The 26,174-nt window shown below is 27.5% G+C and carries 28 protein-coding genes and 1 pseudogene; 7 read left to right on the forward strand and 22 right to left on the reverse strand.

The features are described from left to right. Window positions 1-10: 10 nt before the first annotated feature. From smpB to gyrB, 3 genes are all read right to left on the reverse strand, one after another. Complete coding sequence (gene smpB, locus EG856_RS00185) at window positions 11-454, reverse strand: SsrA-binding protein (protein WP_130429135.1); 444 nt, start codon at window positions 452-454, stop codon at window positions 11-13. A 58-nt stretch (window positions 455-512) separates the two neighbouring features. After that, window positions 513-845, reverse strand: coding sequence for a thioredoxin family protein (locus EG856_RS00190; protein WP_318025458.1), 333 nt, complete (start codon window positions 843-845; stop codon window positions 513-515). A 90-nt stretch (window positions 846-935) separates the two neighbouring features. After that, the gene (gene gyrB, locus EG856_RS00195) at window positions 936-2,906 is read right to left on the reverse strand and encodes a DNA topoisomerase (ATP-hydrolyzing) subunit B (protein ID WP_130429136.1); all 1,971 of its coding nucleotides are present in this window, start codon (window positions 2,904-2,906) and stop codon (window positions 936-938) included. 100 nt (window positions 2,907-3,006) lie between these two features. Here gyrB and EG856_RS00200 point away from each other — a divergent pair, with 100 nt between their 5' ends. From EG856_RS00200 to EG856_RS00220, 5 genes are all read left to right on the forward strand, one after another. Then, window positions 3,007-4,446: a DUF2179 domain-containing protein gene (locus EG856_RS00200; RefSeq protein ID WP_130429137.1), complete on the forward strand. Its 1,440-nt coding sequence runs from the start codon at window positions 3,007-3,009 to the stop codon at window positions 4,444-4,446. Window positions 4,447-4,546: 100 nt separating this feature from the next. After that, window positions 4,547-5,419, forward strand: a complete 873-nt coding sequence (locus EG856_RS00205) for an alpha/beta fold hydrolase (protein ID WP_130429138.1) — start codon at window positions 4,547-4,549, stop codon at window positions 5,417-5,419. Window positions 5,420-5,445: 26 nt separating this feature from the next. Then, a complete protein-coding gene (locus EG856_RS00210; RefSeq protein ID WP_130429139.1) occupies window positions 5,446-6,339 on the forward strand; it encodes an HpyAIV family type II restriction enzyme in 894 nt (297 codons plus the stop codon). Window positions 6,340-6,396: 57 nt separating this feature from the next. Next, the gene (nadE, locus tag EG856_RS00215; RefSeq protein ID WP_130429140.1) at window positions 6,397-7,194 is read left to right on the forward strand and encodes an NAD(+) synthase; all 798 of its coding nucleotides are present in this window, start codon (window positions 6,397-6,399) and stop codon (window positions 7,192-7,194) included. Window position 7,195: 1 nt separating this feature from the next. After that, window positions 7,196-7,927, forward strand: coding sequence for a YebC/PmpR family DNA-binding transcriptional regulator (locus EG856_RS00220; protein WP_130429141.1), 732 nt, complete (start codon window positions 7,196-7,198; stop codon window positions 7,925-7,927). 38 nt (window positions 7,928-7,965) lie between these two features. On the opposite strand, the gene EG856_RS00225 is transcribed toward EG856_RS00220, so the two are convergent. From EG856_RS00225 to EG856_RS00255, 7 genes are all read right to left on the reverse strand, one after another. Further along, entirely contained in the window at window positions 7,966-8,760 is a 795-nt protein-coding gene (locus EG856_RS00225; RefSeq protein ID WP_130429142.1) for an alpha/beta fold hydrolase, read from the reverse strand. Between the two features lie 126 nt (window positions 8,761-8,886). Beyond that, on the reverse strand, window positions 8,887-9,621 hold the full coding sequence (locus tag EG856_RS00230) for a nitroreductase family protein (protein ID WP_130429143.1): 735 nt from the start codon (window positions 9,619-9,621) through the stop codon (window positions 8,887-8,889). A gap of 52 nt (window positions 9,622-9,673) precedes the next feature. Beyond that, window positions 9,674-10,291 carry a ribonuclease HII gene (locus tag EG856_RS00235; protein ID WP_130429144.1) on the reverse strand — a complete coding sequence of 206 codons (618 nt, stop codon included), beginning with the start codon at window positions 10,289-10,291 and terminating at the stop codon, window positions 9,674-9,676. 33 nt (window positions 10,292-10,324) lie between these two features. Further along, window positions 10,325-11,182, reverse strand: coding sequence for a hypothetical protein (locus EG856_RS00240; protein WP_130429145.1), 858 nt, complete (start codon window positions 11,180-11,182; stop codon window positions 10,325-10,327). A 10-nt stretch (window positions 11,183-11,192) separates the two neighbouring features. Further along, window positions 11,193-12,107, reverse strand: coding sequence for an RluA family pseudouridine synthase (locus EG856_RS00245; RefSeq protein ID WP_130429146.1), 915 nt, complete (start codon window positions 12,105-12,107; stop codon window positions 11,193-11,195). Window positions 12,108-12,163: 56 nt separating this feature from the next. Then, on the reverse strand, window positions 12,164-13,588 hold the full coding sequence (locus tag EG856_RS00250) for a phosphotransferase (RefSeq protein WP_130429147.1): 1,425 nt from the start codon (window positions 13,586-13,588) through the stop codon (window positions 12,164-12,166). A gap of 16 nt (window positions 13,589-13,604) precedes the next feature. Further along, the gene (locus EG856_RS00255; protein WP_130429148.1) at window positions 13,605-14,114 is read right to left on the reverse strand and encodes an NUDIX hydrolase; all 510 of its coding nucleotides are present in this window, start codon (window positions 14,112-14,114) and stop codon (window positions 13,605-13,607) included. 50 nt (window positions 14,115-14,164) lie between these two features. On the opposite strand from EG856_RS00255, the gene EG856_RS00260 reads away from it, so the two are divergent. Then, window positions 14,165-16,030, forward strand: a complete 1,866-nt coding sequence (locus EG856_RS00260) for an ABC transporter permease subunit (protein WP_130429149.1) — start codon at window positions 14,165-14,167, stop codon at window positions 16,028-16,030. 2 nt (window positions 16,031-16,032) lie between these two features. On the opposite strand, the gene EG856_RS00265 is transcribed toward EG856_RS00260, so the two are convergent. The 4 genes from EG856_RS00265 to asnA all read right to left on the reverse strand — a co-directional run bounded on the left by EG856_RS00265 (window position 16,033) and on the right by asnA (window position 19,109). Next, a complete protein-coding gene (locus tag EG856_RS00265; RefSeq protein ID WP_130429150.1) occupies window positions 16,033-16,254 on the reverse strand; it encodes a phosphopantetheine-binding protein in 222 nt (73 codons plus the stop codon). Between the two features lie 7 nt (window positions 16,255-16,261). After that, window positions 16,262-16,975: a peptide chain release factor N(5)-glutamine methyltransferase gene (prmC, locus tag EG856_RS00270; RefSeq protein ID WP_130429151.1), complete on the reverse strand. Its 714-nt coding sequence runs from the start codon at window positions 16,973-16,975 to the stop codon at window positions 16,262-16,264. After that, complete coding sequence (gene prfA / locus EG856_RS00275; RefSeq protein ID WP_130429152.1) at window positions 16,975-18,054, reverse strand: peptide chain release factor 1; 1,080 nt, start codon at window positions 18,052-18,054, stop codon at window positions 16,975-16,977. Before prfA ends, prmC begins: the two co-directional genes overlap by 1 nt. 77 nt (window positions 18,055-18,131) lie before the next feature. Further along, the gene (asnA, locus tag EG856_RS00280) at window positions 18,132-19,109 is read right to left on the reverse strand and encodes an aspartate--ammonia ligase (RefSeq protein WP_130429153.1); all 978 of its coding nucleotides are present in this window, start codon (window positions 19,107-19,109) and stop codon (window positions 18,132-18,134) included. Between the two features lie 155 nt (window positions 19,110-19,264). Between asnA and EG856_RS00285 the strand changes: the two genes are divergently transcribed. Beyond that, the gene (locus EG856_RS00285) at window positions 19,265-19,468 is read left to right on the forward strand and encodes a TM2 domain-containing protein (RefSeq protein ID WP_130429154.1); all 204 of its coding nucleotides are present in this window, start codon (window positions 19,265-19,267) and stop codon (window positions 19,466-19,468) included. 72 nt (window positions 19,469-19,540) lie between these two features. Here EG856_RS00285 and EG856_RS00290 read toward each other — a convergent pair whose 3' ends face one another. The 8 genes and pseudogenes from EG856_RS00290 to EG856_RS00325 all read right to left on the reverse strand — a co-directional run bounded on the left by EG856_RS00290 (window position 19,541) and on the right by EG856_RS00325 (window position 26,151). Beyond that, window positions 19,541-20,248, reverse strand: coding sequence for a hypothetical protein (locus EG856_RS00290; RefSeq protein WP_130429155.1), 708 nt, complete (start codon window positions 20,246-20,248; stop codon window positions 19,541-19,543). Window positions 20,249-20,319: 71 nt separating this feature from the next. Continuing rightward, entirely contained in the window at window positions 20,320-21,012 is a 693-nt protein-coding gene (gene rplA, locus EG856_RS00295) for a 50S ribosomal protein L1 (RefSeq protein ID WP_130429156.1), read from the reverse strand. Between the two features lie 17 nt (window positions 21,013-21,029). Then, window positions 21,030-21,455: pseudogene (gene rplK, locus EG856_RS00300) on the reverse strand (50S ribosomal protein L11); the annotation flags it as partial. Window positions 21,456-21,578: 123 nt separating this feature from the next. Next, window positions 21,579-22,136, reverse strand: coding sequence for a thermonuclease family protein (locus tag EG856_RS00305; RefSeq protein WP_130429158.1), 558 nt, complete (start codon window positions 22,134-22,136; stop codon window positions 21,579-21,581). Window positions 22,137-22,238: 102 nt separating this feature from the next. Beyond that, window positions 22,239-23,657: an Asp-tRNA(Asn)/Glu-tRNA(Gln) amidotransferase subunit GatB gene (gene gatB, locus EG856_RS00310; protein ID WP_130429159.1), complete on the reverse strand. Its 1,419-nt coding sequence runs from the start codon at window positions 23,655-23,657 to the stop codon at window positions 22,239-22,241. Then, window positions 23,650-24,981 (reverse strand): amidase family protein, encoded by a 1,332-nt coding sequence (locus EG856_RS00315; protein WP_130429160.1) that lies wholly within the window; start codon window positions 24,979-24,981, stop codon window positions 23,650-23,652. The genes gatB and EG856_RS00315 overlap by 8 nt, the downstream gene beginning before the upstream one ends. Beyond that, entirely contained in the window at window positions 24,981-25,283 is a 303-nt protein-coding gene (locus EG856_RS00320; protein WP_130429161.1) for an Asp-tRNA(Asn)/Glu-tRNA(Gln) amidotransferase subunit GatC, read from the reverse strand. Before EG856_RS00320 ends, EG856_RS00315 begins: the two co-directional genes overlap by 1 nt. Next, on the reverse strand, window positions 25,267-26,151 hold the full coding sequence (locus EG856_RS00325) for an RluA family pseudouridine synthase (protein WP_130429162.1): 885 nt from the start codon (window positions 26,149-26,151) through the stop codon (window positions 25,267-25,269). Before EG856_RS00325 ends, EG856_RS00320 begins: the two co-directional genes overlap by 17 nt. Window positions 26,152-26,174 lie beyond the last annotated feature (23 nt).

Consider the following 26,174-nt stretch of genomic DNA (forward strand, 5'->3'; position numbering starts at 1 on the left):
CTTAAAAGCCTTATTTATAATTTCTTAAAACTTTTTGTAAATAACGTTCATTATCGCGTTTTTTAAGTGCTTCGCGTTTATCGGATTTATTCATTCCGGTCACTAATGCGATTTCAACTTTTATTCTTGAAGCGGAATTAAAATATATTTTAGTTGGCAAAATTGTCGAAGAAGCAAGGCGTTCTTTTTTGTTTTGCAGACGAATAATTTGGTTTTTGTGCATTAATAATTTACGTTCTTGGGTTTCGTTAGTTTGAATTAACATAAATTGTTTAAAAGTTGCGTTTGAGAGAAAAATTTCATTATTTTTAAAAAAGCAATAAGAAGTTGTTAATTGAACTGTACCAGCTCGTGCAGATTTAACTTCTCAACCTTCGAGTGCTATTCCTACCTCATAAGTGTCTATAATTTTATACCCGTGTAATCCTTTGCGATTATCGCTTATTATTTTCATACAAAGATTATAAACAAGCAAGCTTTTAAACAAAGAAAAAAAGCGATTTCTCGCTTAATTATAGATATTTTGAAACATCTTGTAATAAATCTTCGTAAGGTTTATAACCTGTTAATTTTTGAGCAACGCTCCCATCTGGGTTCATCACGAATCATGTTGGCAGATTTTTTACACCGTATTCAGCCGGCAAATCTTGATTTTCATCTATATTTACCCGATATACTTTAACTCCGTTTTTTTCTACTAATTCTTCTAAAGAATTTTTAAAGTTTCTACATGGAGGGCATCATAAAGCGTGAAATACTAATAAGTATGGTTTTTGTTCTTTGCCATGAACTTCATTTTTGTAAGTAGTTTGATCAATTTCTTTTAGCATGTTAATTCCTTTCATATTGGTTATATTATTTTATTATAAAAAATGGTTTTTTACTTTAAAAAAACACTTTTTTTTGCATTTTTTGTTAAATGAAGTTATTTAAACCTATAAATCGATATTTTTAACGTATTTAGCGTTAGCTTCAATAAATTCACGACGCGGAAACACTTCATCACCCATTAAAGTGGTAAAAGTTCAATCTGCTTGGGCAGCATCTGAAATTTGTACTTGTAACATTTTTCGATTGTTTGGGTCCATAGTAGTGTCTCAAAGTTGTTCAGCATCCATTTCACCTAAACCTTTATAACGTTGAACTGTTATTTTTTGAGATTGGTTCATTTGAGCCATTAAAGTTTCCTTTTCTGTATCGCTATAGACATATTTTATTGTTTTTCCTTGTTGCAGCCTATATAACGGTGGTTGAGCGATATATATAAAACCATACTCAATTAAAGGTCTAAAATAACGGTAAAAAAACGTTAAGAGCAAAGTTCTAATATGAGATCCATCAACATCAGCATCAGTCATAATGACAATTTTGTGATATCTTAATTTATTAATATTAAAATCTTCACCAACACCAGTACCTAACGCGGAAATTAATGACAAAATCTCAGCATTTGCGAAAACTTTGCTTGGTGCGTTTTTTTCAACATTGATCACTTTTCCACGAAGAGGTAAAATAGCTTGTGTTTCACGATCGCGACCATTTTTGGCTGAACCTCCAGCCGAATTACCCTCAACTATATACAATTCGCTTATTTCAGCATTTTTTGATGAACAATCAGCTAACTTGCCCGGTAGAGATCCTGAATCAAAAACTGTTTTGCGACGAGCTGCATCACGGGCTGCTTGACCTGCTAGTCTTGATTTGCGAGCATCAATAATTTTTTGAATTAAAACTTTGGCTTCAAAAGGATTTTCGTTTAAAAATCTTTCCAATGAATCACTAAATACCTTATTAACCGCTATACGGGCATCTTTATTTCCTAATTTACTTTTAGTTTGGCCTTCAAAAATAGGATCGGTATGTTTAATTGAAATAATAGCTACTATTCCTTCTTTTACATCATCGCGAGTAAATTTATCATCATCGTTTTTAATAAAGGAATTTAAAGTTGCATAGTTATTTATAAGTCGTACAAGAGCGTCATAAAAACCACTTTCGTGTGTTCCGCCTTCCACTGTTATAATGTTGTTAGCATAACTCACAACATTACTAGTTATTTTCTCGTTATATTGAACAGCAACTTCAACAACTACAGGTGCTTCGTTGTTGTAAGAATATTCTCCTTCGGCGTAAATTACATTTTGGTGAATAAGTTTTTGACCTTTATTTAATTCTTTAACATAATCAACTATACCACCCTCAAAGCAAAATTCTTTTTCAGTGCTATCACGTTCGTCGTTTACGTATATTTTTAAACCTTTATTTAAGTATGCAATTTGTTTAGCATGGTCCAAAATTACATTTTTATCAAAAGGATGTTCATCCATTATTGAAAAATCAGGTTTGAATTTTATTTTTGTGCCAGATGTTTTTGAATTTAGACTTGCAATTTCTTTAAGATGTTCAACAATTTGGCCACCATCAGCGAAGCGAGCATAATATTGTTTTGAATCACGATTTACCCATACTTCTAAACTTATACTTAAAGCATTAACAACTGAAGCACCTACACCGTGTAGTCCACCCGAAACTTTATATGTTTCAGAATCAAATTTACCGCCGGCATGTAAAACTGTTAAAACTGTTTCAACTGTTGATAGACCAGTTTCGGGGTGGATATCAACAGGTATACCTCGTCCATTATCTTCAATAATTGCACTACCATCTTGAGTAATAGTTATAGAAACCTTATCTGCAAAACCAGCCATTGCTTCATCTACAGAATTATCTACTATTTCTCAAATTAAATGGTGTAAACCACGTGGGCCTGTAGAACCAATATACATTCCAGGCCGCACTCTTACTGCTTCTAAACCTTTTAAAACTTTAATATTTGATGCACCATATTCATTTTTACTTGACACAAAACCTCCATTTAAATTTAATATTAATATTAATATATACATTATAATAAGTTTTTAATTTATCAAAAATAATTTATAATATAACAAAAGTAACTAAATTTTTTTAGTTCTTTTTTTATACAAATAAACAGAAAGGGGATACATGAATAGAAAAAATTCTCAATCTCAAAACCGTTTAGATAAAAACAATAAAAACGATTTTGTTTCAAAAGAGATTCAATTTGATCCTGCCAGTTTAGATATTTTTACTCAGGAACCAGGCCATGGTGTTAAAAAAACTGTGATGCGCAAAAATACTAAATATAAATACACAAAATTATCAAATTTTGTTCTGAAATTATCGAGATTTTATGCGCCAATGCCGATGTGAAAACTAGCTTTAATCACGTCTGGTTTAGCGGTATTATTCGGGATAATTGGAGTTTTTTTGGTTAAAAACCCAGGTGTATATAATTTTGGTGCTGCAGCATTCGGGCAAGCAACCGCCAGAATAACTAATGTTTTACTAAAGGACAATAAAAATATAACACCTGCAATTTATAATGTAATAGATCACGCTTTATTTTGAATTTTGTATATCATTCTTTCAATACCAATATTTATTTTTGGCTGAAAAAAAACAGGAAAAATATTTACTTTATTGACAATATTATTTTTAGTTGTTTCAAGTTTAGTTTCTTTTGTTGTGGGTCAAATTCCTGGTTCAGACAAATTATATTTAATTGGTAATTTTTCACACAGCGACATACCATTAGAATTAAAAAACCATATTGTTAAATTTTATTGGGCTGGTAAAAACCAAATGTGGTCATTAATTCCGTTGCATTGAAATGATGCTGGCAATGTAATTGCTCAAATGATTTTTGGTGTAGTTTATGGATTTTTGCTTGCCTTCTTTTTTGCGGTAATAGCAATTATTGGAGGTTCAGCTGGCGTAACAGGCATCATAGGTGAATATATGTCTGTAGTTAAACAGAAAAATTTTGGAACAATAAATGGGTATATTAATTTTGGTATTTTAGTTGTAGCGGTGGCTATTGGTTCTTATTTACCTGGAAGTTTGCTAATTAATTCGTTTGCTAAACAAATAGCACCTTCTAATACTGTCAATGATTGAAATGCTTTTGTTCAAAATATAGAAAATTGAAACAATTTAAATTCATATCAACAAGGTCAAATTATTACAACATTACAATCTTTTAAAGAATTGGCTTGATCGCCTTCAATGTATTTATCGCCAAATTTTGTTTCAACATTAATTTCAAATTTTGTCTTTGTTTTTGCTCTTAACAAGTTATTTCCAAGATTTAAAATTGTGCAATGTAAAGTTTATTCACCACATATGAGTGCTATTAAATCAGCAATTATTGGTGACAAAAAAACAATTAACAGTTTTACAGTTACAGTTGGAGAAGGCGGCTATTCTGGTTCAAAAACAAAAGTTCTTTCATCAATAACGTTATATAAACAAGTGCCTCGTTTAATCAAAAAAATCCGTGCAGTTGATGAAAACGCCTTAATTACAGTTTCAAATGTTGCTTCAGTTGATGGAAAATTATATATTCCAGATAGTAAATTTTAATAAAGTTGAATTCAACTTTATTTTTTTATACTAATTAAAATAATTTGATTTTGTCGTTTAATTACAATATCAAATAAACACTTTAAATTATAATTGAGTAATGAAATTTAATTATATAGATTTTGATAACGAACATATTCCAATCTATACCGATGATCGCAAAAGTGATACCACATTATTTTTTTTACATGGAATTAATTCAAGTAGCGATTTTTGTACTAAATTAATTGATTTACCGCATAAATATAATACAGTGGCGATTAATTTTCCAGGAAGCAAATATATTCAAAGCGAAAACATAGAAAATAAAATTAAGTTAAATAAATGGTATGAATACGCTAATGAAGTTATTCAACAAATAAAAACAAAACATATTTACATTTTGGCTCACTCTATGTCTGGTTTTATTGGTGCTAAATTAGCTAATCACCCTCGAGTTAAAAAAGTTATTTTGCTTTCTGCTATAAATCCTTTAATGATTAAATCTCAATCATATTCGATGTTAAAAAATTTATTAAATAATAATGTTAAATCTGGAGATCTATGAACAAAAATATTGAGTATGGGTTTAAAATTCAGTTCTTTTGGTCGTAATATTTTAAATATTAACGAAAAATGAGTACCTATAATTAAAGAAAACTTATTAGACACATCATTTTTAGAAAAATTACACAATTTATACTCATCTGCTAAAGACAAACTTATTTTTATTATTGGCGAAAACGACACAATTGTTGACTCAAAATGATTTATAGAGTATGCTAAAAGCATAGATGCACCACATTTTATTATTGGCCTAAATCATTCGCCATTGTACACTGACCCACAAGGTATTAATCATTTTTTAAATATTCTTTTTAAACCTAAAAAGAGAATGCCATACACAAAATTTATTGATTTTAGCAAAAATGTAATGGATGTTTTAATTGAATATGAAGAGCATAGTTTTGAAGATATTTTTAAAGCTGAATAATTATATATATATAGAAAAGAGGAAAAATGGATTATACAAGTTTCGAACTTAAATTAAAAAGTATATTTAGCACACATAGTGGGCCAAAATTGTTATTAAAATTAATTAATTCACCTTATAGATTTAATTCAAATTTGCACCCATTTAATGTATTAACTAAAATTGAACAATCATTTCTAAAAACTCAAGAAAACAGTTATTATAAATTTATTTTAAATTGTGCTGAAGAAATTTTTTATTCATCATTAAACGATATCGAACACATAAATAATAGTTTTAAACTTGATTATGTTTTAAATGATGATGAAATCGATAATCAAACCAATTATGACAAAAGCGAAATAGTAAAATTTAGATCTTCAATTGCTTTTCAAGATAAACAAAAACAAGAAATAACGTTATTGTTTGCGAAAAAACGAGATATTTTTTCAGTCAAAAAAACCGACGAATTCACTGAACAAATTTTATTAAGAGTTCGAGCACTACACCAAGCTTTTCCTGAATGAAAAATCAAGTATATTGTTTGATTTATTGACCCTCTTTACACAAATTCACAGGAATTTTTTGATAATTTTGTAAAACAACATAACAGCGAAAATATTGAAATTTTATTTAAATATGGTGTTGATTTGTTTGTTGATTATAAACTAGAGAAAAAATGAGAAGAGGTTCAACAAAACATAGATATTTTTAAGAAAAAAAATGAGGATTATTTCTTAAAAATGCCTAACTTATCGACTGACAAAATTACTCTTGAATTTATGGTAAATATGAGTAATAATACTTGAGAAAAATTAAATTCGAATAATTTAGATATGGTCCAATTAAGAAAAATTATTTTTGATGACGAAAATGAAAATAGTAATTTTAAAAAAGCAGCTCGTTTAAGATTAGAAGTTTTGAATGATAATATTTCCTAACTTAATTTCTATTTTAAAATATATATAGTAATATTTAAATGTACATTGGAGTTAGAGATGTTAAGAAAAGGTTTAAGAGAAAATAATTATTTAAATTCTAAACCAAATAATCAAAAAATTGAGGCTTATTGTAATTATTTAATTAAGTGATTACAATCACGTGTAAAAAAAGCAATGGCAAATGGCTTAATTGTTGGAGTTAGTGGTGGAATAGATTCGGCTTTAGTTTCGGCATTGGCAAAAAAAGCGTTTCCTAAAAACACTCTTGGCGTTGTAATGCCAATTGATTCAATGGAATTAGATTTAAAAGACATTCAAGAGCTTGTAAATAATATTGATTTAGAAATTTTAACAATTGATTTAAAATCCACATTTGAAGCAATTAAATTTGCTACAAATATTACAAATTCAATGTCGATTAGTAATATTAAACCTAGATTAAGGATGACAACTTTATATGCTTTGGCCCAACAAAAAAATTATTTAGTTGTTGGCACAGATAATGAAGATGAAATTTATATTGGTTATTTCACAAAATATGGAGATGGAGGTGTAGATATTTTACCTATTTCTAGATTATTAAAAAATGAAGTGCAATTAATGGCTAGTTTTTTAAATGTTCCAGATTCAATTATCAATAAAAAACCATCCGCAGGTTTATGAGTTGGTCAAAATGACGAAGATGAACTTGGATTTTCATATAATGAATTAGATAACTATCTAAATAATAATTTAGATCTTGTTAGCAATGATGCGCTAATAAAAATTAAAAAATTACATAATTTAACTCACCACAAACGTCAAAAACCTTATCAACCAAAAACAATAGAACAATATTTTAAAAAGGAGAATTAATATGGCAGGACACTCACATTCAGCTAATATCGCACATCGTAAAGGAGCACAAGATGCTGCAAGAGGTAAAATTTTTCAAAAATTATTTAAAGAAATTTATGTTGTAGCAACAGGAGCGGGTGGACCAGATCCCGACACAAATCCAGCTTTAAAATTAGCGATTTCAAAGGCAAAAGCCAAAAATATGCCTAAAGCTAATATTGAAAGAGCTTTAGCTAAAGCAAAAGGCGAAGCAAAAGATGGTGCTAATTTTATTGAAACATTATTTAATGCAACAATTACTGGTGGAGCAACATTTTTAATTAAAACATTAAGCGATAATCTAAACCGCACTAAATCATCAATGACAGCATATTTTAATCGCCAAAATGCAACATTAGGCAAAACCGGTCAAGTTCCATTTCAATTTGACTTATTAGGAATTATTGAAGTTTCTAAAGATTTAATTGATGAAGATACATTGACTTTAACTTCTTTAGAACACGGAGCAAACGATATTATTTCTAATGAAAAAAGTTATTTAATTTCTACTTCTCCCGACTCATTTAGTGATGTTAAAAACGCAATTGAAAATCAATTAGGCATTAGTGAATTTTTACAATGTGAAGTCACATACATTCCTAATTCAACTGTTGAATTTGATGTTGAAAAGACTGAAAAAATTAAAGAATTTATAGCCAAACTTGAAGATGACGATGATGTTCAAGAAGTGTTTCACAATATTGAACTATAATTTAAAAACGTGTCCATTGTTATGAACACGTTTTTAAATTAATTTAGCAAAAATGGTTCTAAAATTGAAATAAAATTCTCCCAATTTTCTTCAAACATCATATGACCTGTTTTTGGAATAAATGTTGTTTGAACGTATTTAACGTGTTCGTTAAAATAATTTAGACAATTATCTCTATCTATAACGGCATCTTTTTCTCCTAAAATTAATAATGTAGGAACTGTTATACTTTTTAAACCCAATTCAATATCTTCGTGTAGTTTTAAAACCGGAAGCGAATTGCCTAATTCAACAACATCGCTATTATTAAAATCATCAGCATTAAACGTTGCTTTAGTTAGACGCATTCATTTTTCATCGTTTGTGAATTTTGAAATATCAAAATATAAACCTTGTAAAAAATTTAAAAATTCATCAAATGTTTTTGGGAAATAAGTTTGTTTGTATGTTTCGGCAGTGGCTAATGAAGTTTTATTCATTGGTGCGATATAAACCATTTTTTTGAATAAATGTGGCTTTAATTTATAGGCTAATGATATTGTGCCACCACCCATTGAATGACCGATTAAAGTAACATTTTTTAAATCATTTTGTTCTACAAATTCTACTAATAATTGTGCATATTGATACACATTTAATTTATGATTTTTTTTGGCTTTTACTTTGCTATTTCCCGGAAATTGAATAGCATAATAATTAGATTTAGTTCAATATTTTTCAAATATTTTAAAAGCATTTGGATTTGAATTAAAACCATGTACAAAAATTATATTTTCGTTTGGGTTGTGATTATCTTTAAAAACATAAGGATAATCATAAATAATTTGTTTCATTTTTCTCCATTTTAAAATTTATATAATTATTTTGAATCTTTGATATAATGATATTGCGATGAGTCGCATTGAAAACTTTTTTACCTACCGCCTTAACCGGCGTTTTTTTATTTAAAAAATAATTAGTTATTTTTGTGTTAATTTAAGATTTCAAATTTTTTCAATAAGATCAGTATCCATTTTGTAACTTGAAGCAGATTTTATAGTTGCGTGAGTGTAACTAAAACCAGTTTTATCAGGTGTAATTGATTGAAAATATTTTAAAATTTCGTTGTTATATTTGATAATTTCATTTTTCAATTTATCAATATCATATTTATTTTCAAAAACTCGATTTAATTTTGGTTTGATTTTGGTTTGATTTACTTTATGTCCAATTGCGAGTGAAACTACTGGAAATGCTTGTCCTTGAATATTTAAATGTTTGATTAGCGGTTCAACCATCATTCTCGTTAAACCTAAAAACAAAGTGTCTAAACCTAAATTTACTGCTATATCCTGTGCCATAGTTGCTTGAATAAAAGCATCTCCAACAGCTACTGTATATGATTCGCTAGAATTGTGATTATATTCATAATCAGGAAATTCATTTTTTGCTTCAATCATTCTATTAAAATCAGCTAAAAAAACTAATAATAAGTTTGCTGTTTTTAAAGCCCCCGTGAATTTATTCACTTTGCTTAATTCATTCAAAATTTGACGATCTTTAACAACAATGACACTTGATGAGTGTCAATTAGAAGAAGTTGGAGCAGAATTAATCACATTTATTATTTTTTTATATTCTTCTTCAGTTACAGTTTTATTAACATCGAATTCTCGAACACTATATCTATTCATTATTTTTTGATAAAAATCCATAAATACCTCGTTTTTTGTTTATTTAGTAATTATTTACTTAATTACAAAATAATTATATTTTGTTATTGGTGAAAAATAATAAACTATTGATTACATTTTTATATGATTTACGATGTTCCGGGCAAACTCCATATCTTTTTATCAATTCATTATGCAACTTTGTGCAATAGCCTTTGTGCTTTCCAAAGCAAAATTGCGGATATTTAATGTCTAGATTTTGCATATAATTATCACGAAATACTTTGGCTAGTATCGAGGCTGCTGCTACAGTTAAAGACTGCGAATCGCCTTTTACCAAGTTTAATTGTTCAATATTTATATCGTTAATTGTTTCGTAATCAGTAATTATTAAGTTAGTAAAATTTAATTCTTCTACAATTTCACGCATTAATTTTCTTGTTGCTTGTTTAGGGTTTAATTTATCTACTTCATCTGAATTGCTTATTTTAATTGAATATGCTAATGCATCTCGTTTAATTATGTCAAATGCTTTTTGGCGTTGTTTAGGACTAATTTTTTTTGAATCATCAATTAGATTATTTTTATATTTTTTAGGCAAAATCACGCCAGCAACTACTATAGGTCCAGCACAAGCACCTCTACCCGCTTCATCTATGCCTAGGATTTTATTTTTATGTAAGTATTTTTTTTCGATATCTAAATTGTACATTCTTCTCCATTAAAAAATGTGGTATTAACCACATTACTTGTTTTTTTCTAAAATATCATAAATTAAGTTTGCTAATTCTTCTTTATTCATATTTTCATAGCCGCTAATGTATAGTTTTTTGGCTATTTCAAATAATTTTTCGGTTGGTAAAGCGATTAATTGGTCAATTTTTTCTTTACGAATAACTTCTTTTTCTTGTTTTTTTTGCAATATTTGCTCGTCATTTTCAGTTTTATTTGTGTTTTGTGTGTTTTGAGTATTGTTGTTGTCAAAATTTGTTCCAAATATTTGAGAAAACATAGATGAAAGTTCTTCGTTTTGCCCCATTTGTTCTTTTAAATTTTGTAGGGCTTTTGCGTTTGTAAAAGCAAAAGCTATAAATCTTGTTTCTTTGATGAACCCATAATAAAAACTTACTATCATAACATTTATCAAAACATCAATTGTAACTGAAGCTATTTCCAATGGCGAAAGTGCTGTGTTTCGTGTAAATGATTTGCTAAAAATTCCAAACAACAGTTGTACTACTGAAATAAAAGACATTATTCCATAAAATGTTATTACTCTTTGGCTAATGTGTTCAAAAGATTTTTGTTTATAACTTCTGTATACTCCAAGATAATAAGTAACATCTATATATATATTAATCGCAACTAATAAAACACTCAAAAATATAGATGCTGAAGCTGACGTTGAGGCATTATTTTGATTGTCTTGTAAAATTTGGCGATTAGCAATTACAATGGAAGAATTAATTATTACTTGTGTAATCATAGCAAGTAATATTAGCGCTATTGAGACACAGGCTCCAATAATAAACAATCTAAATTTTGGTTTTTCTAGAGACCATAACTGATTGGTATCTGTAATTTTTAAATATTCTCTTTTCATTTTTCTCCTTTTAGTCTTTTTTTAATTGTTCAAAATCAAAGTCAGCAACATTAAATTCTTCAGGTACAGGGGCATAAACTTTAATGTGTTTATTTGTTATAGGATGGTTAAATTCAAGTTTATATGCGTGTAAGCGTTGATTGAAGTTATCTATTTTTTTATTATAAACTGCATCTCCATAAACTGGATGCCCAATATATTTTAAATGAACGCGAATTTGGTGAGTTCTTCCGGTTTGTAACTCACAACGAACTAGAGATTTTGGTGTTTTATCAAGATAAAAATGTTTTAATAAATATACCGTAGTTATTGAACTTTTTCCTTCTTTATGAACAGTCATTTTTTTTCGATCGTTAGCATGTCTATTAATTGGCAAATTTATTTTAGTTGTTTGATTTTGAATTAAACCATCAGCTATTGCTATGTATGAACGATGTATATCGTGATTTTTTAGCATTTCTACTAACTTAATATGTGTTTGATTATTTTTAGCAATAATTAACAACCCACTTGTGTCCTTATCAATGCGGTGGACAATACCAGGTCGCAAGAGACCATTTTCATTAGACAATGTTTTAAAATGGTGTAATAACCCATTTACTAATGTATCATCGTAGTGTCCCGGAGCTGGATGAACAACCAATGAAGTTGGTTTATTCAATATTACTAAATCCTGGTCTTCATAGACAATATTTAAATTCATTGCTGTAGGAACTACATTAGTTATTTTTTCAATTAATTTAGTGATGGTAATATTTCAGCCTGGTTGGACTATATATTTAGGTTTATTGACTGGTATTGTATTATTATTCAATAAAACTGCTCCTTGTAAAATTAATTGTTTTACATCATTTCTTGAAAGTTGAGAATTATCGGAGATATACTTATCAATTCTTTCTTTATAATTTACTTCTAGTTTTATCATATGATTATTATATATTAATTATTATATTGATTCAAATTGTTAGAAATGATTAATACTTATTTTAAATACTTTAAATTGTTTATTACATGTTTAGTCAACCAAGTAAAGTCAAAATCGGGATTTAACATTAAAGATCATGAAATACCATAGAAATTAGCAATTGCTTTTACACGATAGTATTCATTCAAATCAAATGTTGAATCAGTGTTTTTTTTATAAATTTCAATAAATTTGTGTTCATCTTCACTGTTGTAGTCTAGATCAGAGCAATGATAAGCAATGTCAAAATATTTTGAGTTCATCGAGGCATACTCAAAATCAATGATTTTTATTTCTCTAGTTTTATTCATTAAAATATTCTCTCTATTTAAATCATTATGGCTTAATACTTCATTCCTTAATTCTTTTGAATTGTTAATGATTCTATTTTTTATTTCATCGCTAAAAACATCGTTAAACTTTTGATGATTTTTTAATTTTGATACATAATAAATAATTCGCTCATAAATATTATTTTGTGTTATTTTAACTGGGTAATTGTGAATATCAGCGATTGAAATTGCAATTTTTTCTCTAGTTTTTCAATCACTAAAATCTATATTTATTGTTTGAATAAATTTTCGCACAATTTTATAGCTGTCTTCATAAATTATTTTTTCATTTGGTTTTAAATTATTGAATATATTAAGTTTATGCAGATGATTAAAGCCATTTTTGTGTTTAATTTGAATAAAAATATCGTTTTTAACATACGATGTATTTGTGTAACCACCGTGGAGCTTTTTAGTATCTTTGTCTAAAATTAATTTTGAATAGGTTTTTTTATAAGCTAATTCTTTAAATTTGTCGTAAATATAAGCTATTTCCTTGAATTGTTCTTCACTTATATCAAAATTTTTTAAAATAAGATTTTTATCCAAATTTAAATTTCGGTACAAGGAAATAGCATCAAAAAATGGATGGGATTTTCTTACTCATTCAAAATCTATTAATTTAATTTTTCCTTGTGAATTAATTAGAATATTTTTACCATTTAAATCATTGTGTCCGGTTACTAAATCTTTGTCGTTGGTGTATTTTTTGACTAATTTTTGATATTTTTGGTTGCTTTTGCCATAATAAAAAAAATTAATGGCTTCAATATCTATTGGTAGCTGATGAAATTTTTTAACTTCGTTTATTATATTTATTTGGTCTTCAATGTTTAACTCAACATTTTCAATATTTTTACCTTCAAATCATTTTTTAATCAGTATCCCATCTTGATAAAATATTGTGTCTGTAAATTGCTGTAAAATTTTTTGTTCTGTTGAATGGTCAACCAAATTTGTTTTAGGTAATCTAATTTGGACTTTTAAATTATTATAATAGGCGCTAAATGTTAAATTATGAAAGCCTTCATAGACGAAATTTATATTTTTTAATTTAGATAACACATCTGTGTTTAATTTTTTTTTTAATATTTCTATCTTTGTTTGCATTATATTATGTCCATTTTTAGAATTTTATGTTTTGGTTAATTTCAAAAAGTAATCTGATAATATTTAAACTATGTTCTCTAAATAATTTTTTTTGCATTAGCGTTTCTATTTCGCTTAAATCACAATATTTAATTTCGTCAACTTCTTCTTTTTGAATTTTAAATTTGCTTAAATCTCAATCTGTTTGTGCTAAATAATAATCGACAATAAAAGTTGAGTAATATTCAGAAAAAACAGGTTTTTTGCGTGTAGAATCTAATCTGTAGCCAATTTCTTCCATTGCTTCACGATAAGCTCCTTGGAATGAACTTTCACCGCTCAAAACTGCTCCTCCAGCACTTAAATCTCATACACCCGGAGATATAAATTTATCTGGTGAGCGTTTTTGAATTAACATTTTACCTTCGTGGTTAAAAACTACAATAAATACTGCCAACAAATTGTTGTTTTTATTTGTTATGTGACCACGTGTTGTTGTTTGTCCGGTTTTATTGCGCTCGTCGTCATAAATATCAAGATATTCCATAACACCTCCATTTTAATTACTTTATTTTAATATTTTTTTATACTTAATATATGCGAAATTGAACAAAATCAAAAAATAAAGCGAAAATTACTAATAATTTAACAATAATTGCCACGTTTTTGTTTTTGCTTTTTGTTTTTTTATTTATTTGTATCGCTTCATGAAAAACTATAAAACTAATATCTAAAAATGGGTTTGGTTATTTTGTGTTTAATGACAATTTCACTAACTTAAATGTTAGTATTTTAAACAGTATTGCTTACACATTTGTTCTTGCGTTTTTGACTTTAGTTGTATCAATACCATTTGCGTTAAAAGTTGCTATCTTTATTAATTTTAGAACACAAAACAAACTTCAGAAAAGTTTAAAATTTATTTTTAAAATTATGGGTGCTTTGCCTTCAGTTGTTTTTGCGTTGTTTGCTTTAAAATTTTTGTCAAATGGAACAAAATTAATTTTTAATATAGTCCAAGGCCAAAATTTTTTTAGTGCATTGCAAATGTTTTATATCTTTAATTGTGCAGTCTTAATTAATCTTTTAAATAATGTTTTAAATGAATTCCAATTGTTACACAAAAGACTGGCAAAAGATAAAGGTTTAAGTGATTCAATTATTATTTACAAAATAATTTTAATTGAGAAGAAAAAACAAATTTTTAAGACTTTTTTTATGGCATTTATGAAAGTTGTTGGTGAAGCTTCAGCAGCGTCATTTATTTTATTATCTAATTCGTTAGAAAATGTTTGAAATAAAGGTGTTTTTGGTTTTTTAACATCAAGTTCTAAACCGGCCGCAACCTTAATAACAACTAATTTTTTAAATAGTTCTAATCAAGTTCGCGACTATTTATTTGCTTTAAGTTTAACCTTAATAGTCTTTATATCAATAATTAATTTTATAATTTACAGGTTTAGTTCATTGAATTTTAAACAAATAAGTCAAAAACAATTAATTTTAAAATACAGTTCAAAATTAAGCAACACCAAAAATAAAAAGTATTGAAGTATATATAATCATTACAAAATAATTAGTGAATTTTTTGCATTTATTTTAATTTCTTTAATTTTTGCTTTAATGTTTTTATTTATCATGTTTAAAGGATTAAAAGCAATATTTTCTGTTCAAAATACACTTAAATTTGAAAATAATTCAGTTATTTGAACAAGCGGAATTACACTTTATGCGGCTTTATGATGTACTCTTTTAAGTGTACCTATTTCATTTTTGATTTCTCTTTATTTTCAAAATTCAAATCCTAAATCTTGATTTAAAAAAATATTAAATATTTTTCTTTTAATAAGTGATGGCTTTCCTTCATTAATACATGGTTTATTTGCTTACACAATTTTTATTCAATTTTTTCATTTAAGTTTAGATCATCAGCATAACACTTCATTATTAGCGGGTGTTTTTGCCGTAGTTGTCTTGTTAATACCAACAATAGTTAGAGAATTCAATAATAGTTTTAAACAAATAGATAAGAATGTTATATCGATACTAAAAACAAAACATACAACAAAAACTTTTCACACATTTAAGATTAAATCTATTTTGTTAATACCCACATTTATTAAGGTTGTACTAATAAATTTTGCTTTATTTATTGCGGAGGCTTCGCCATTTCTTTTAACAAGTGATCATCACAATTCATCAGTATTTTCTCTGCTATATCCACAACAAACACTGACGACAAGAATTGTTGCTCAATTAAATTTAGACTCAAGTAACTCGGTTAATGTTATGTATGAAAGCGCCTTTGTGATTATTATTTTGATTGTAAGTTTAATTACTTTGCAAACAAATTTAATACCTAAATTAAATTTAAAAAGCCAGAAAAAATTAAATTCTTATTTTAGAAAAATGAATATTGATTTTGAGTTTGACGATAAAAAAAGTAAAGTTATTTGATTATAACTTTACTTTTTAGTTGTTTCGATTAGTGTTACAACATCCTGAATAGTTTTTATTTCTCTTAATTGTGAATCGCTAACACGAATATTTAATTCTTCTTCTAATTCAAAAATTAGCTCAGCTAATGTCAATGAGTCGATTCTTAATTCTTTTAATTCGGAATCTAAAGAAACTTTTGATTTAGTGTATTTTTGAATTCTTTGTATGACTTTATCTTTAATATTCATTGTCTAATTATACAATAATTACAAAACGTGGTTTGTTGTTTATATCATTAATGATTTGAGCATTTTGTATTGTTTTTCATTTTTCGATATGTAGAGGATTTATTTCTAAAATTAGTTTGCCATTAGGTTTTAAGTAGTTTTTATATTGATTTAAAATTTTGTCGTAAAAATATCAACCCTGATTTTTAGCAAACAACGCATGTTGTGGTTCAAAATTTAGATTTTTTTGGTTTTGCAAAACTATATCTTCGTCTAGATACGGTGGGTTTGACACAATTAAGTCAAATTTAGTGTTAATTTTTTCAAATAAATCACTTTGAACAATTTTAATATTCGAGTGATTATTAAAATTTAATTGTGCATTTTCTTTTGTTTGTTCAATTGCTCGTTGGTCAATATCGCTTAAAGTTACATTAACATTTTTAAGATTTTTTTTAATGGCTAAACCAATAAAACCTGAACCACAACATAAATCTAAAACATCTATATTTTTGCTAATTTGTGAATATTTTTCAATAATCATATACACCATTTCCTCGGTTTCATAGCGCGGAATTAACACTTTATGATTGAGATTAATTCTAGTGTTTAAAAATTCAACATAACCCATTATGTATTGAATTGGTATTCCTTGTTCCAGTTTGTTTTTTTCTTCTATACTTACTGTGGGTTCTAAACCATAACGTTTTTTTTCTAGTATTAAATCATCAATTGTTGGCATTATTTTAGACCACTTGCTGCTATTTTTTGATTTTGTTCTTCAGTCAATAAACTTTGAATAATTGGTTCTAATTTGCCTTCTATTATTTGCTTTAAGGATGTTGAAAAGGCAATTCTATGATCTGTAACTCGATCTTGTGGGTAATTATAAGTGCGAATTTTTTCACTTCGATCTCCATGGCCAGCCAATTTACGATAAGACGATTCTTCGTCTTGTTTTTTTTGCATTTCTAAATCATAAAGTTTTGATTTTAACACTGCGATTGCTGCTTCACGATTTGCTATTTGACTTCTTTGATCTTGTGAACTTACAACAATTCCGGTTGGTATATGTGTAATTCTTACTGCCGAATCAGTAGTATTAACACTTTGACCACCAGCACCAGATGAACGGTATGTGTCAATATTTAGATCGCTAGATTTAATCTCGATATCGATGCTTTCATCGATTTCAGGCATGACAGTAACTGTGACAGTTGAAGTATGAATTCGACCACTACTTTCTGTTGTAGGTACTCTTTGTACACGGTGCACACCAGTTTCAAATTTTAGTTTTGAATATGCGTTTTCACCTTTAACCATAAAAACAATTTGACTAAATCCTCCTGCATTAGCAGGTGAAGAAGATAATATAGAATGTTTAAAGCCAATTTCTTCGGCATATTTAGAATACATTCGATATAAATCACCAGCAAAAATATTTGCTTCATCGCCACCGGCTGCTCCACGAATTTCAATAATTACATTTTTATCATCGTTATCATCTTTTGGCAAAATCAAAATTTTTAATTGGTCTTCTAATTGATTTAGTTTTGGCTCATTTTCTTCAATTATTGATTTGGCAAATAAAATTTCATCATCATTTTTAGACGAAAGCATTTCTTTAGCAACTTTAATATCACTTTCTAGATTTAAATATGTAATAAATGTTTGAGCAATATCTTTGATTTTGCCTGCTTCACGGTTTATTTTTGTATATTCTTTAATATTATTTATAATCGATTCATCACTTAATTTATTGTTTAATTCTTCATATTTGGTTTTAATCCCAAGTAAGGATTTATACATAGTTTGTTCCATAGTTTTATATTATAAACGAAAGGTTGAATATTACACCATATATCATCATGGTGCAAATTAAAATAGCAGTTTAACTGCTATAATAAAATAATATTTTGTTGAGCTAACTCATTTTTCATTTCATCTGGTCAATAAGAAGATTGAACTTCACCAATATGTTCTTTTTCTAATAACAACATACTTATTCTACTTTGACCTATTCCACCCCCAATAGTTAAAGGTAAAATATTGTTTAAAATATCTGAATGAAATTTTGAAATTTGCTTGACTTGTTCTAAATTCATTTTTGATTGTTTTAGTAATGAATTTTTATCTACTCTTATACCCATTGATGAAATTTCAATGGCTTTATTTTTTCATGGAGCATAGATAATTAAATCACCATTTAAACTCCAATCATCATAATCAAAAGCACGTTTTGAATGAGGAATACCTGAATTTAAATTTCATCCAATTTGATAAATAAAAATAGTTCCTTTTTCTTTTGCTAATTGGTTTTCTCTTTGTTCAGGTGTTAAATTAGGATATAAATCTTCTAGTTCTTGAGCACTTATAAAATAAACTTCTTGATTGAATTTTTGAGTTAAATTGTATTTTTGATTAATGTATTCTTTTGTTTCAAAAACACATTTATTGATTGAATTAACAGTTGATTTTAGATAATCAATATTTCTATTTTCTTCTAAAATTATCTTTTCTCAATCTCATTGATCAACATAATATGAATGTGTATCGTCTAAATCTTCTTCGCGTCTAATTGCATTCATATCTGTGTATAAACCTTCACCAACATTAAAATTGTACTCATGTAGTGCTTGTCTTTTTCATTTTGCTAACGAATGAACAATTTGTAATTGTTCGGGGTTATTTTTAGGTGAAAAATTAACTGGCTGTTCGCCATTTAAAGTGTCGTTTAAACCAGATTTTCGAGACACAAACAATGGAGCTGTCGCTCTTGTAAGATTAAGTTCATTTTTCAATTTTTCTTGGAAAAAAGATTTTAAATCTTGAATAGCACTTTGTGTTTGTCTTATTGATAATTTTGATTGATACATGATCCTCCTTTTTGATTGTTTTTATATGTTTTATTTTAGTAAATTAGTTTTTTAGCGAAAATTAATTTTAAATTTTTCAATATAATGTTGATAAATTTTGCAAAAGTCTTTTTTTTTTTTTTTTTTGGTATTTTTATATATGAAAGGAGGTAAACATGAAAAATAGAACAGTCTTATCTTTATTATCATTCTTTTTTGGGCCACTTGGTATAGATAGATTCTATGCCGGTAGAGTTGGACTAGGAGTTGCTAAAATGTTAACTTTTGGTGGACTAGGTGTTTGAGCCTTTGTAGATTTTATTTTAGCTCTTTCAGGAGAACAAAGAGATTCTGAAGGTGAAAAAATTAAAAATTGATAATCATAAAATCAACTTACAAAATGAAATGTAAGTTGATTTTTATATTTTTATGTGTCAAAAATAAAATTTAATTTATTTGGTATTTTTAGATAAATTCTCATTTCATTTTTTAGATATAGATTTTTGAATTAAGTAAATATATGGTATTCCTAAATTAGTTTCAATTAACGAATCAATGATGATTGGTCCTCATTGTAATTTTCTGATACCATTAATCATTAAGGCAAATTCTCAAGCAAATTGAACACTAATACCTATAATTAACATTCTAACAATAGGTAATTGAGATTGTTTAGTGATTAAATTATATGTTATTAATGCAAAATAGCCGATTACCAATATCATAGCCATAACTCAATGATATTTTCCAGTATGTCTTCAAATTATGATTTGCTGTGCATTTGATTGTAATTTAGATATGATAGGTGAACATATTCATCAAATCACAATGATTAAAGCAAAATGAAGTAAATGTTTATCTTTTTTAATTGCTAGTCATATAAGTAAAAAATTTGTTGTACCATAACTCATTGATAATCACAACAAAAATCAAAATGGATTAGCACCAATAACTACTCTTTGATTTAATGCTTTATAAAAAATTCCCCAATCTACAACAAAATATAATAACCCACCCGCAAGAGCGAATAATGTTGTCATATATTTTTTTTTATAAATTAAAAGTGAGTAAAGAAAAAGCAAAAATATAATATCTAATATAACCAAAGTTAAATTCATTTGTCTACTTGGGATATTGTTTGGTATTAAAATATTACTCATATATTCTCCTTAAATTAAAATTCTACTTTATTTTTGAAAAAATTAAAAAATCAAGCGTATGCTTGATTAAATTATTTTTCTATTTTAACTTTGATTCCAGGACCCATTGTTGGTGAAACTACAAGATTTTGCATGTATGTACCTTTAACAGTTGTTGGTTTTAATTTTTTAATTAAATTGATAACAGTTTGAGCGTTTTCAACTAGTTTAGTTGTGTCCATAGAAACTTTACCAATTTGAGTATGTACAACACCTGCTTTATCAGTTCTATAATTTGCTTTACCTTTTTTAAGTTCTTCAACAGCTTTTTCAGGAGTTGGAGTAACTGTTCCAGTTTTTGGGTTAGGCATTAAACCTTTAGGACCAAGTTTTTTACCATATTTACCTAAAATAGGCATCATTGTTGGGTCAGCAACCATAACATCAAAATCAAAGTCATCTTCTTTAATTTTTTGTTCTAAAGCAGCACCATCAACAACCTGGTCAGCTCCTGCTGCCTGTGCTAATTTTTGTTTTTCAGGGTTATTCGTAACTACCAAAACACTTATTGTTTTACCAGTACCGTGTGGTAATAAAACAGCACCACGTAATTGTTGGTCAGCTTTACGCACATCAAGATTTAATTTAAACACTAATTCTACTGAACCATCAAATTTTGAATATGATGTTCTTTTAGCTAATTCAATTGCTTCAGCTAATTCGTATGCTACATTTTTATCGAATGATTCTCATGCAGCCTTTATTTTTTTACCAACTTTAGCCATTATTTATCTCCTTCTGAATCGAAACCTTCGATTAGAATACCCATATTTTTAGCAGTTCCGGCAATAGTTCTCATTGCTGCCTCAATATTATTTGTGTTTAAATCTGGTAATTTGTATTCAGCAATTTCTCTCAATTGTTCAACAGTTATTGTTGCAATTTTTGTTGTTTTAGCGTTTGAGCTACCTTTTGAAAGTTTTGCAGCCTTAATTAATTTGTAACTCGCAGGTGCTGTAAAAACCTTAAAGTCAAATGATTTGTCTTTATAAACTGTAATTTGAACAGGGACTGGTTCGTCTCCTCTGTCACGTGTTGCGTCATTAAAAGCACGTGTAAAATCTGGCATATTAATACCAACACCTGCTAAAGCAGGACCTGGTTTAGCTTGACCAGCTTTAAATTGTAATTTACGCACACGGACAATATCAGCTTTTGATTTTGCCATAATTATATCCTTTCGATAGTGTGGTTCTAGCGATTTTTATCTCCCACTAGTTTAGAGGCAATTAAAATGTAAATTGCTTTTTAATTATATTTTTTTCTCTAAAAATTAATAATAAATTTATTGTTATTTTTTATAAAAAATATCATCTTGTTTATATTTTCAAATTCCGATTTTATTTAGTCTAGCTTTTGCTTCAATTGATATTAATGTGTCATAATATTGCTGAATTTTTCAATTATTATTTCAATAATTAATGTTATTGCGGTTTTTATCTAAATATTTAACTCTGGCCAAACCATTTTTTAGTAAAAAAACATTAACATCAATATTTTGATAATTTCATATTCTTGCCACTATGCGTTTATATTTGTCCGTTGAAATTATTTGTACTTTAATTGGTTTGTTATTAAGTAATTTTTTTAATTCTTGCCTTGCTTTTTGGGCAAAAATATTTTCTAATAAAGCTACATCGTTTTTTGCTTTTTTAGTTTCTGGCGTGTCAATGCCTAGAAATCTTAATCCAGTTTTTTGATTATTATAATCGAGATAAATTGTGTCACCATCAGCAATATAATATTGCGAAAAAAATTCAATTTTACCTTCAGTTGAAAAAGAAAGATTACAACTTGTTAAACCTATAATTGGTATAAAAACGACCGGCATAATAAATTTTAATTTCATACTAAATATATACAATTTGATTCATTTTTTAACTAAACGGAATTATTTAATATTTTTGTTGAATTTTTTTAAAAATAGATATTGGAAATTCAATATCTGTTTTTAATTTTTATGTTTTGTGTCCAATATAGACTTAATGATATCGATTGCTTTTGTCGGGTTTATTTGACCACCAGAAATTTTCATTAAAGAACCCTGAATCATTTTTAAAACTCTTTCAGGTCTTGTAGGATATTCATCTACAACTTTTGTGTTTTGAACTATAACTTCATTAACTCATTGAGTAATTTTTATAGGATCAGAAATTTGTGATAAATTATGTTTTTTTACTAATTCTTCAATATTTCCATTGAAATTTTGAAGTAATGGAATTAATTTTTTAAATGCTCTACCACTTATGGTTTCATTATCTAATAACGAAATTGCTTGCTCAAGATATAAAGTTTTTATACCTAATTCAACTACATGTTTGTTGTTTGAATTGGCAAGTGAAACAACTTCGGCAAAAAATAATTTTGCTAATTTATCTTTATCTAAAACATTAATTGAATCAAAATAATTTGCCAATTCTAAATCATTAACAAGTGAATTGATATAAATTTGGGCAATATTGTTTTGTTTATATCTTTGTTCTCTTTGTCAAGGTAATTCATTTAATTTAATTGAGTTAATAAATTCATCGCTTAATTTAATGATTGGAATATTTGGTTCTGGAAAATATTTATAATCTATTTCGCCTGTTTTATCACGCATTGAAATATTTGATTGAGTTTCGGGGTCAAAACGTTTAGTTTCTTGTAATATTTTTTCGCCAAGTCTTAATTTTTTGCTTTGTATTTCAATTTCATTTTCTATTGCTTTAGCAATTCCGCGAAAAGTGTTAATATTTTTAATTTCAACTTTAGTTCCTAAAACGTCAAAACCTCTAGGTCGCAATGAAATATTTATATCTGCGCGCAATGAACCTTCTTCCATTTTAGCATCTGAAATACCAAGTGCAAGGGCAATTTGACGAATGTAACTAACATATTCTACTGCTTGTTGAGCACTTTTAATTGAGGGAGTAGTTACAATTTCAATTAAGGGCACACCTGCGCGATTATAATCTAATTTTGTCACTTCACCGTGATGTTGTCTTGCTGTGTCTTCTTCTAAATGAATTCTTTCAATCAATACCTTTGAACCTGTTTGTTGATTAGTTATTATTTGTCCATTACAACCTATTGGTCGATAAAATTGAGTAATTTGGTAACCTTTTGGTAAATCTGGATAAAAATAATTTTTACGATCAAAATGCAATTCAGTGTCAATATCCATTTGTAAAGCTTTGGCTAATTTAATTGCACTAATAACAGCTTCTTTATTTAATAAAGGTAAAGTTCCAGGATAACCTAAATCTATTTGGCTAACTGTAGTATTTGGCTGGGCGCTAAAATCAATTCTAGCAGGCGAAAACATTTTGGTTTTAGTGTTTAATTCTAAATGAATTTCTATCCCTATGACTACATCAAAACTATTCATTTTTGCCTCCTAAAAATTCTTCAATTCAAAGCGTATGTGAAAGTAGTTTTTCATCTGTATAAATAGCTGAATCAATTGCTAAATTAACACCCAAATTATTATCATTTTTAATTCAAGGTATAGTTATTGATGGATTTCCGGTTAAATTTGAAGTTGTTAAAATATATTCCATAAAATCATATGATTTGTTTTTTGTTGAATCGATAAAAGGTGCAATATCGGCACTAGCCGAGTAAATTACAATATCGTAATTAGAGAGTAAATTATCTCAATATTCTTTGATTAATCTTCTTACTTGTTGTGCTTTAATAAATAATTCTTTTTGGTTTTGTGAAAACAAAAAAATACTTCCTAATGTTAATCTTCTTTGAACCATTTTGCCAAAACCTTGTGAACGTGTGTTAGTAATGATTTGCTCCCAATTGTGTCCTGATCTTCTTTGACCAAAGGCAATTCCATTTAAATTTGCTAAATTAGAAGAGGCTTCAGAATATGAAATAATGTCATAAACCGGCTTTACTGCTCGCAATAAATCTTCATTAATTTTGACTTTTTCAACTTTTATGTCAGTACTTTGTAGTTTTTTAATTAAATCATTATAAGCATTGTTTGTGAATTGTGCGAGATATTTAGAGTCTAAATCTAAAATTGCAATTGATTTAGGTTTAAGTTTTATTATATTATTTATTTTAACATCAACACTTGTGTGGTCGTTTTTATCAACGCCATATAAAACTTGTGAAATTACAGCAATATCATTAGTATTGTGAGCAAAATAACTAACTGTGTCTAAAGAAGAAGCGTAGGCAAACATTCCATAACGACTAATAGCCCCATAACTAGGTTTAAAACCAACAATGTTATTATAAGAAGCGGGAAGACGCACACTATCTCCAGTGTCAGAAGCTAGGGCAAAAGCGATATTTTCACTTAAAGTAGCAGCTGAACCCGATGAAGAACCACCGACTAATCTTGCACTGTCTTTTGGATTTGTAATTAAACCAAATGCACTATAAGTTCCAGTTCCTCCTAAAGCTAACTCATCATTATGTACTTTAGCAACAGGTATAGCACCAGCATCAATTAATTTTTGAACAGCACTAGCATTGTAGCCGGGTGTAAAATTTTGTAATATATTGCTTGAAGCAGTTGTTTTAGCATCTGCTGTAGCAAAAACATCTTTTATCGTAAAAACAGCATTTTCCAATAACGAATTATTGTTAATTTCGTTTTTTTGTTCAAAAATATGAGCAACAGCATTGTTTTTGTTGGATTTTAATTCCAATACAGCTTGTTCAAATTTTCCATAATTTAATAATTTCATTATTTTACCACCCTTGAAGTAATGATGTAGTCGTCATCCGAATCGGCTGCGTTATGTAAAATATGTTGTTTTGAAACAAAGCCATCAGTATTTTCAACATCTTCTCTAAAAAAATCTATTAGAGGTGTTTCATTAATATGCGTTAAAGGTTTCACGTTTTGAGTGTTTATTTTTTGCATATTTTTGAGTTGGTGTTCAAGTAAATTTCATTCAGCAAGAATTTGATTTATTACATCTTCGCTGGGCTCTAACAATAAATTTTTAACAATATTTACTAATTTTTCTTTATCAATCGTTTTCATTTTTCTCCTGTACTCAATTTTTTGGTTTGCAAGTGAATGTTTTGTTGTTTAAATAAGAAAGATTGTTGTTCAAATTTTTAAATGTCAATGAATATGAATGCAATAATACTCGTTTAAAAGGTTTAGCACCATATTTAGTATCACCAACGATTGGCGAATTTAAGTAAGCACAAGTGGCTCTAATTTGGTGTTTTTTGCCAGTTAAAATTTTAGCGTAGTATCGACCTTGTTTAAACTCAATGTTTGTGAGTGCTAGTTGAGAATTTTTTGTTTGATTTGCACTGATATACATTCGTTTTTGTTCATCGTTTTTTGTAATATAGAATGAATATTTACCTGTTTTTATTGGTTTTTGAGGTACAAAAATATATTCTTTATCAAAAAACTTATTTGCTTGATTTAATTCAACCAATGTTTCATAATTTTTAGCGTACACAATTAAACCACTGGTTATTTTATCTAATCTTCCTACGTGGCTTGGCTTAAAAGCTGTAAGTTGCTTGAATTGTAAATATGAATAAACTTGTTCGTCTAAAGAATTTAGAGATCCATGAACATTTATTCCTTCATTTTTATTAATTAAAATAATGTTTTGGTCTTCGTAAATTATTTCGCTTTTAAGACTTATTTTTTTATTAAATTCAGTTAATGTTGTGTCATTTTTGTTTAAACCAAAAATTTCAATTGAATCATTTTGCTGAATTAAATAATTATGATCTTTGATGCGTTTTGAATTTATTTTTATATCGCCATTTCTTATGGTTTTGTGTAATTTTGATAAGGGAACTTTTTTGTAGATGGCTGTTAAAAATTTCAACAATTTTCTTTGACTATCGTTTGCTGTAGCAATAAATATTTTTTTTGACATCGTAATATAAAATAGTGGAAAAA

Source organism: Mycoplasmopsis phocirhinis, assembly GCF_004216495.1.
Lineage (GTDB): Bacteria > Bacillota_I > Bacilli_A > Mycoplasmatales > Metamycoplasmataceae > Mycoplasmopsis > Mycoplasmopsis phocirhinis.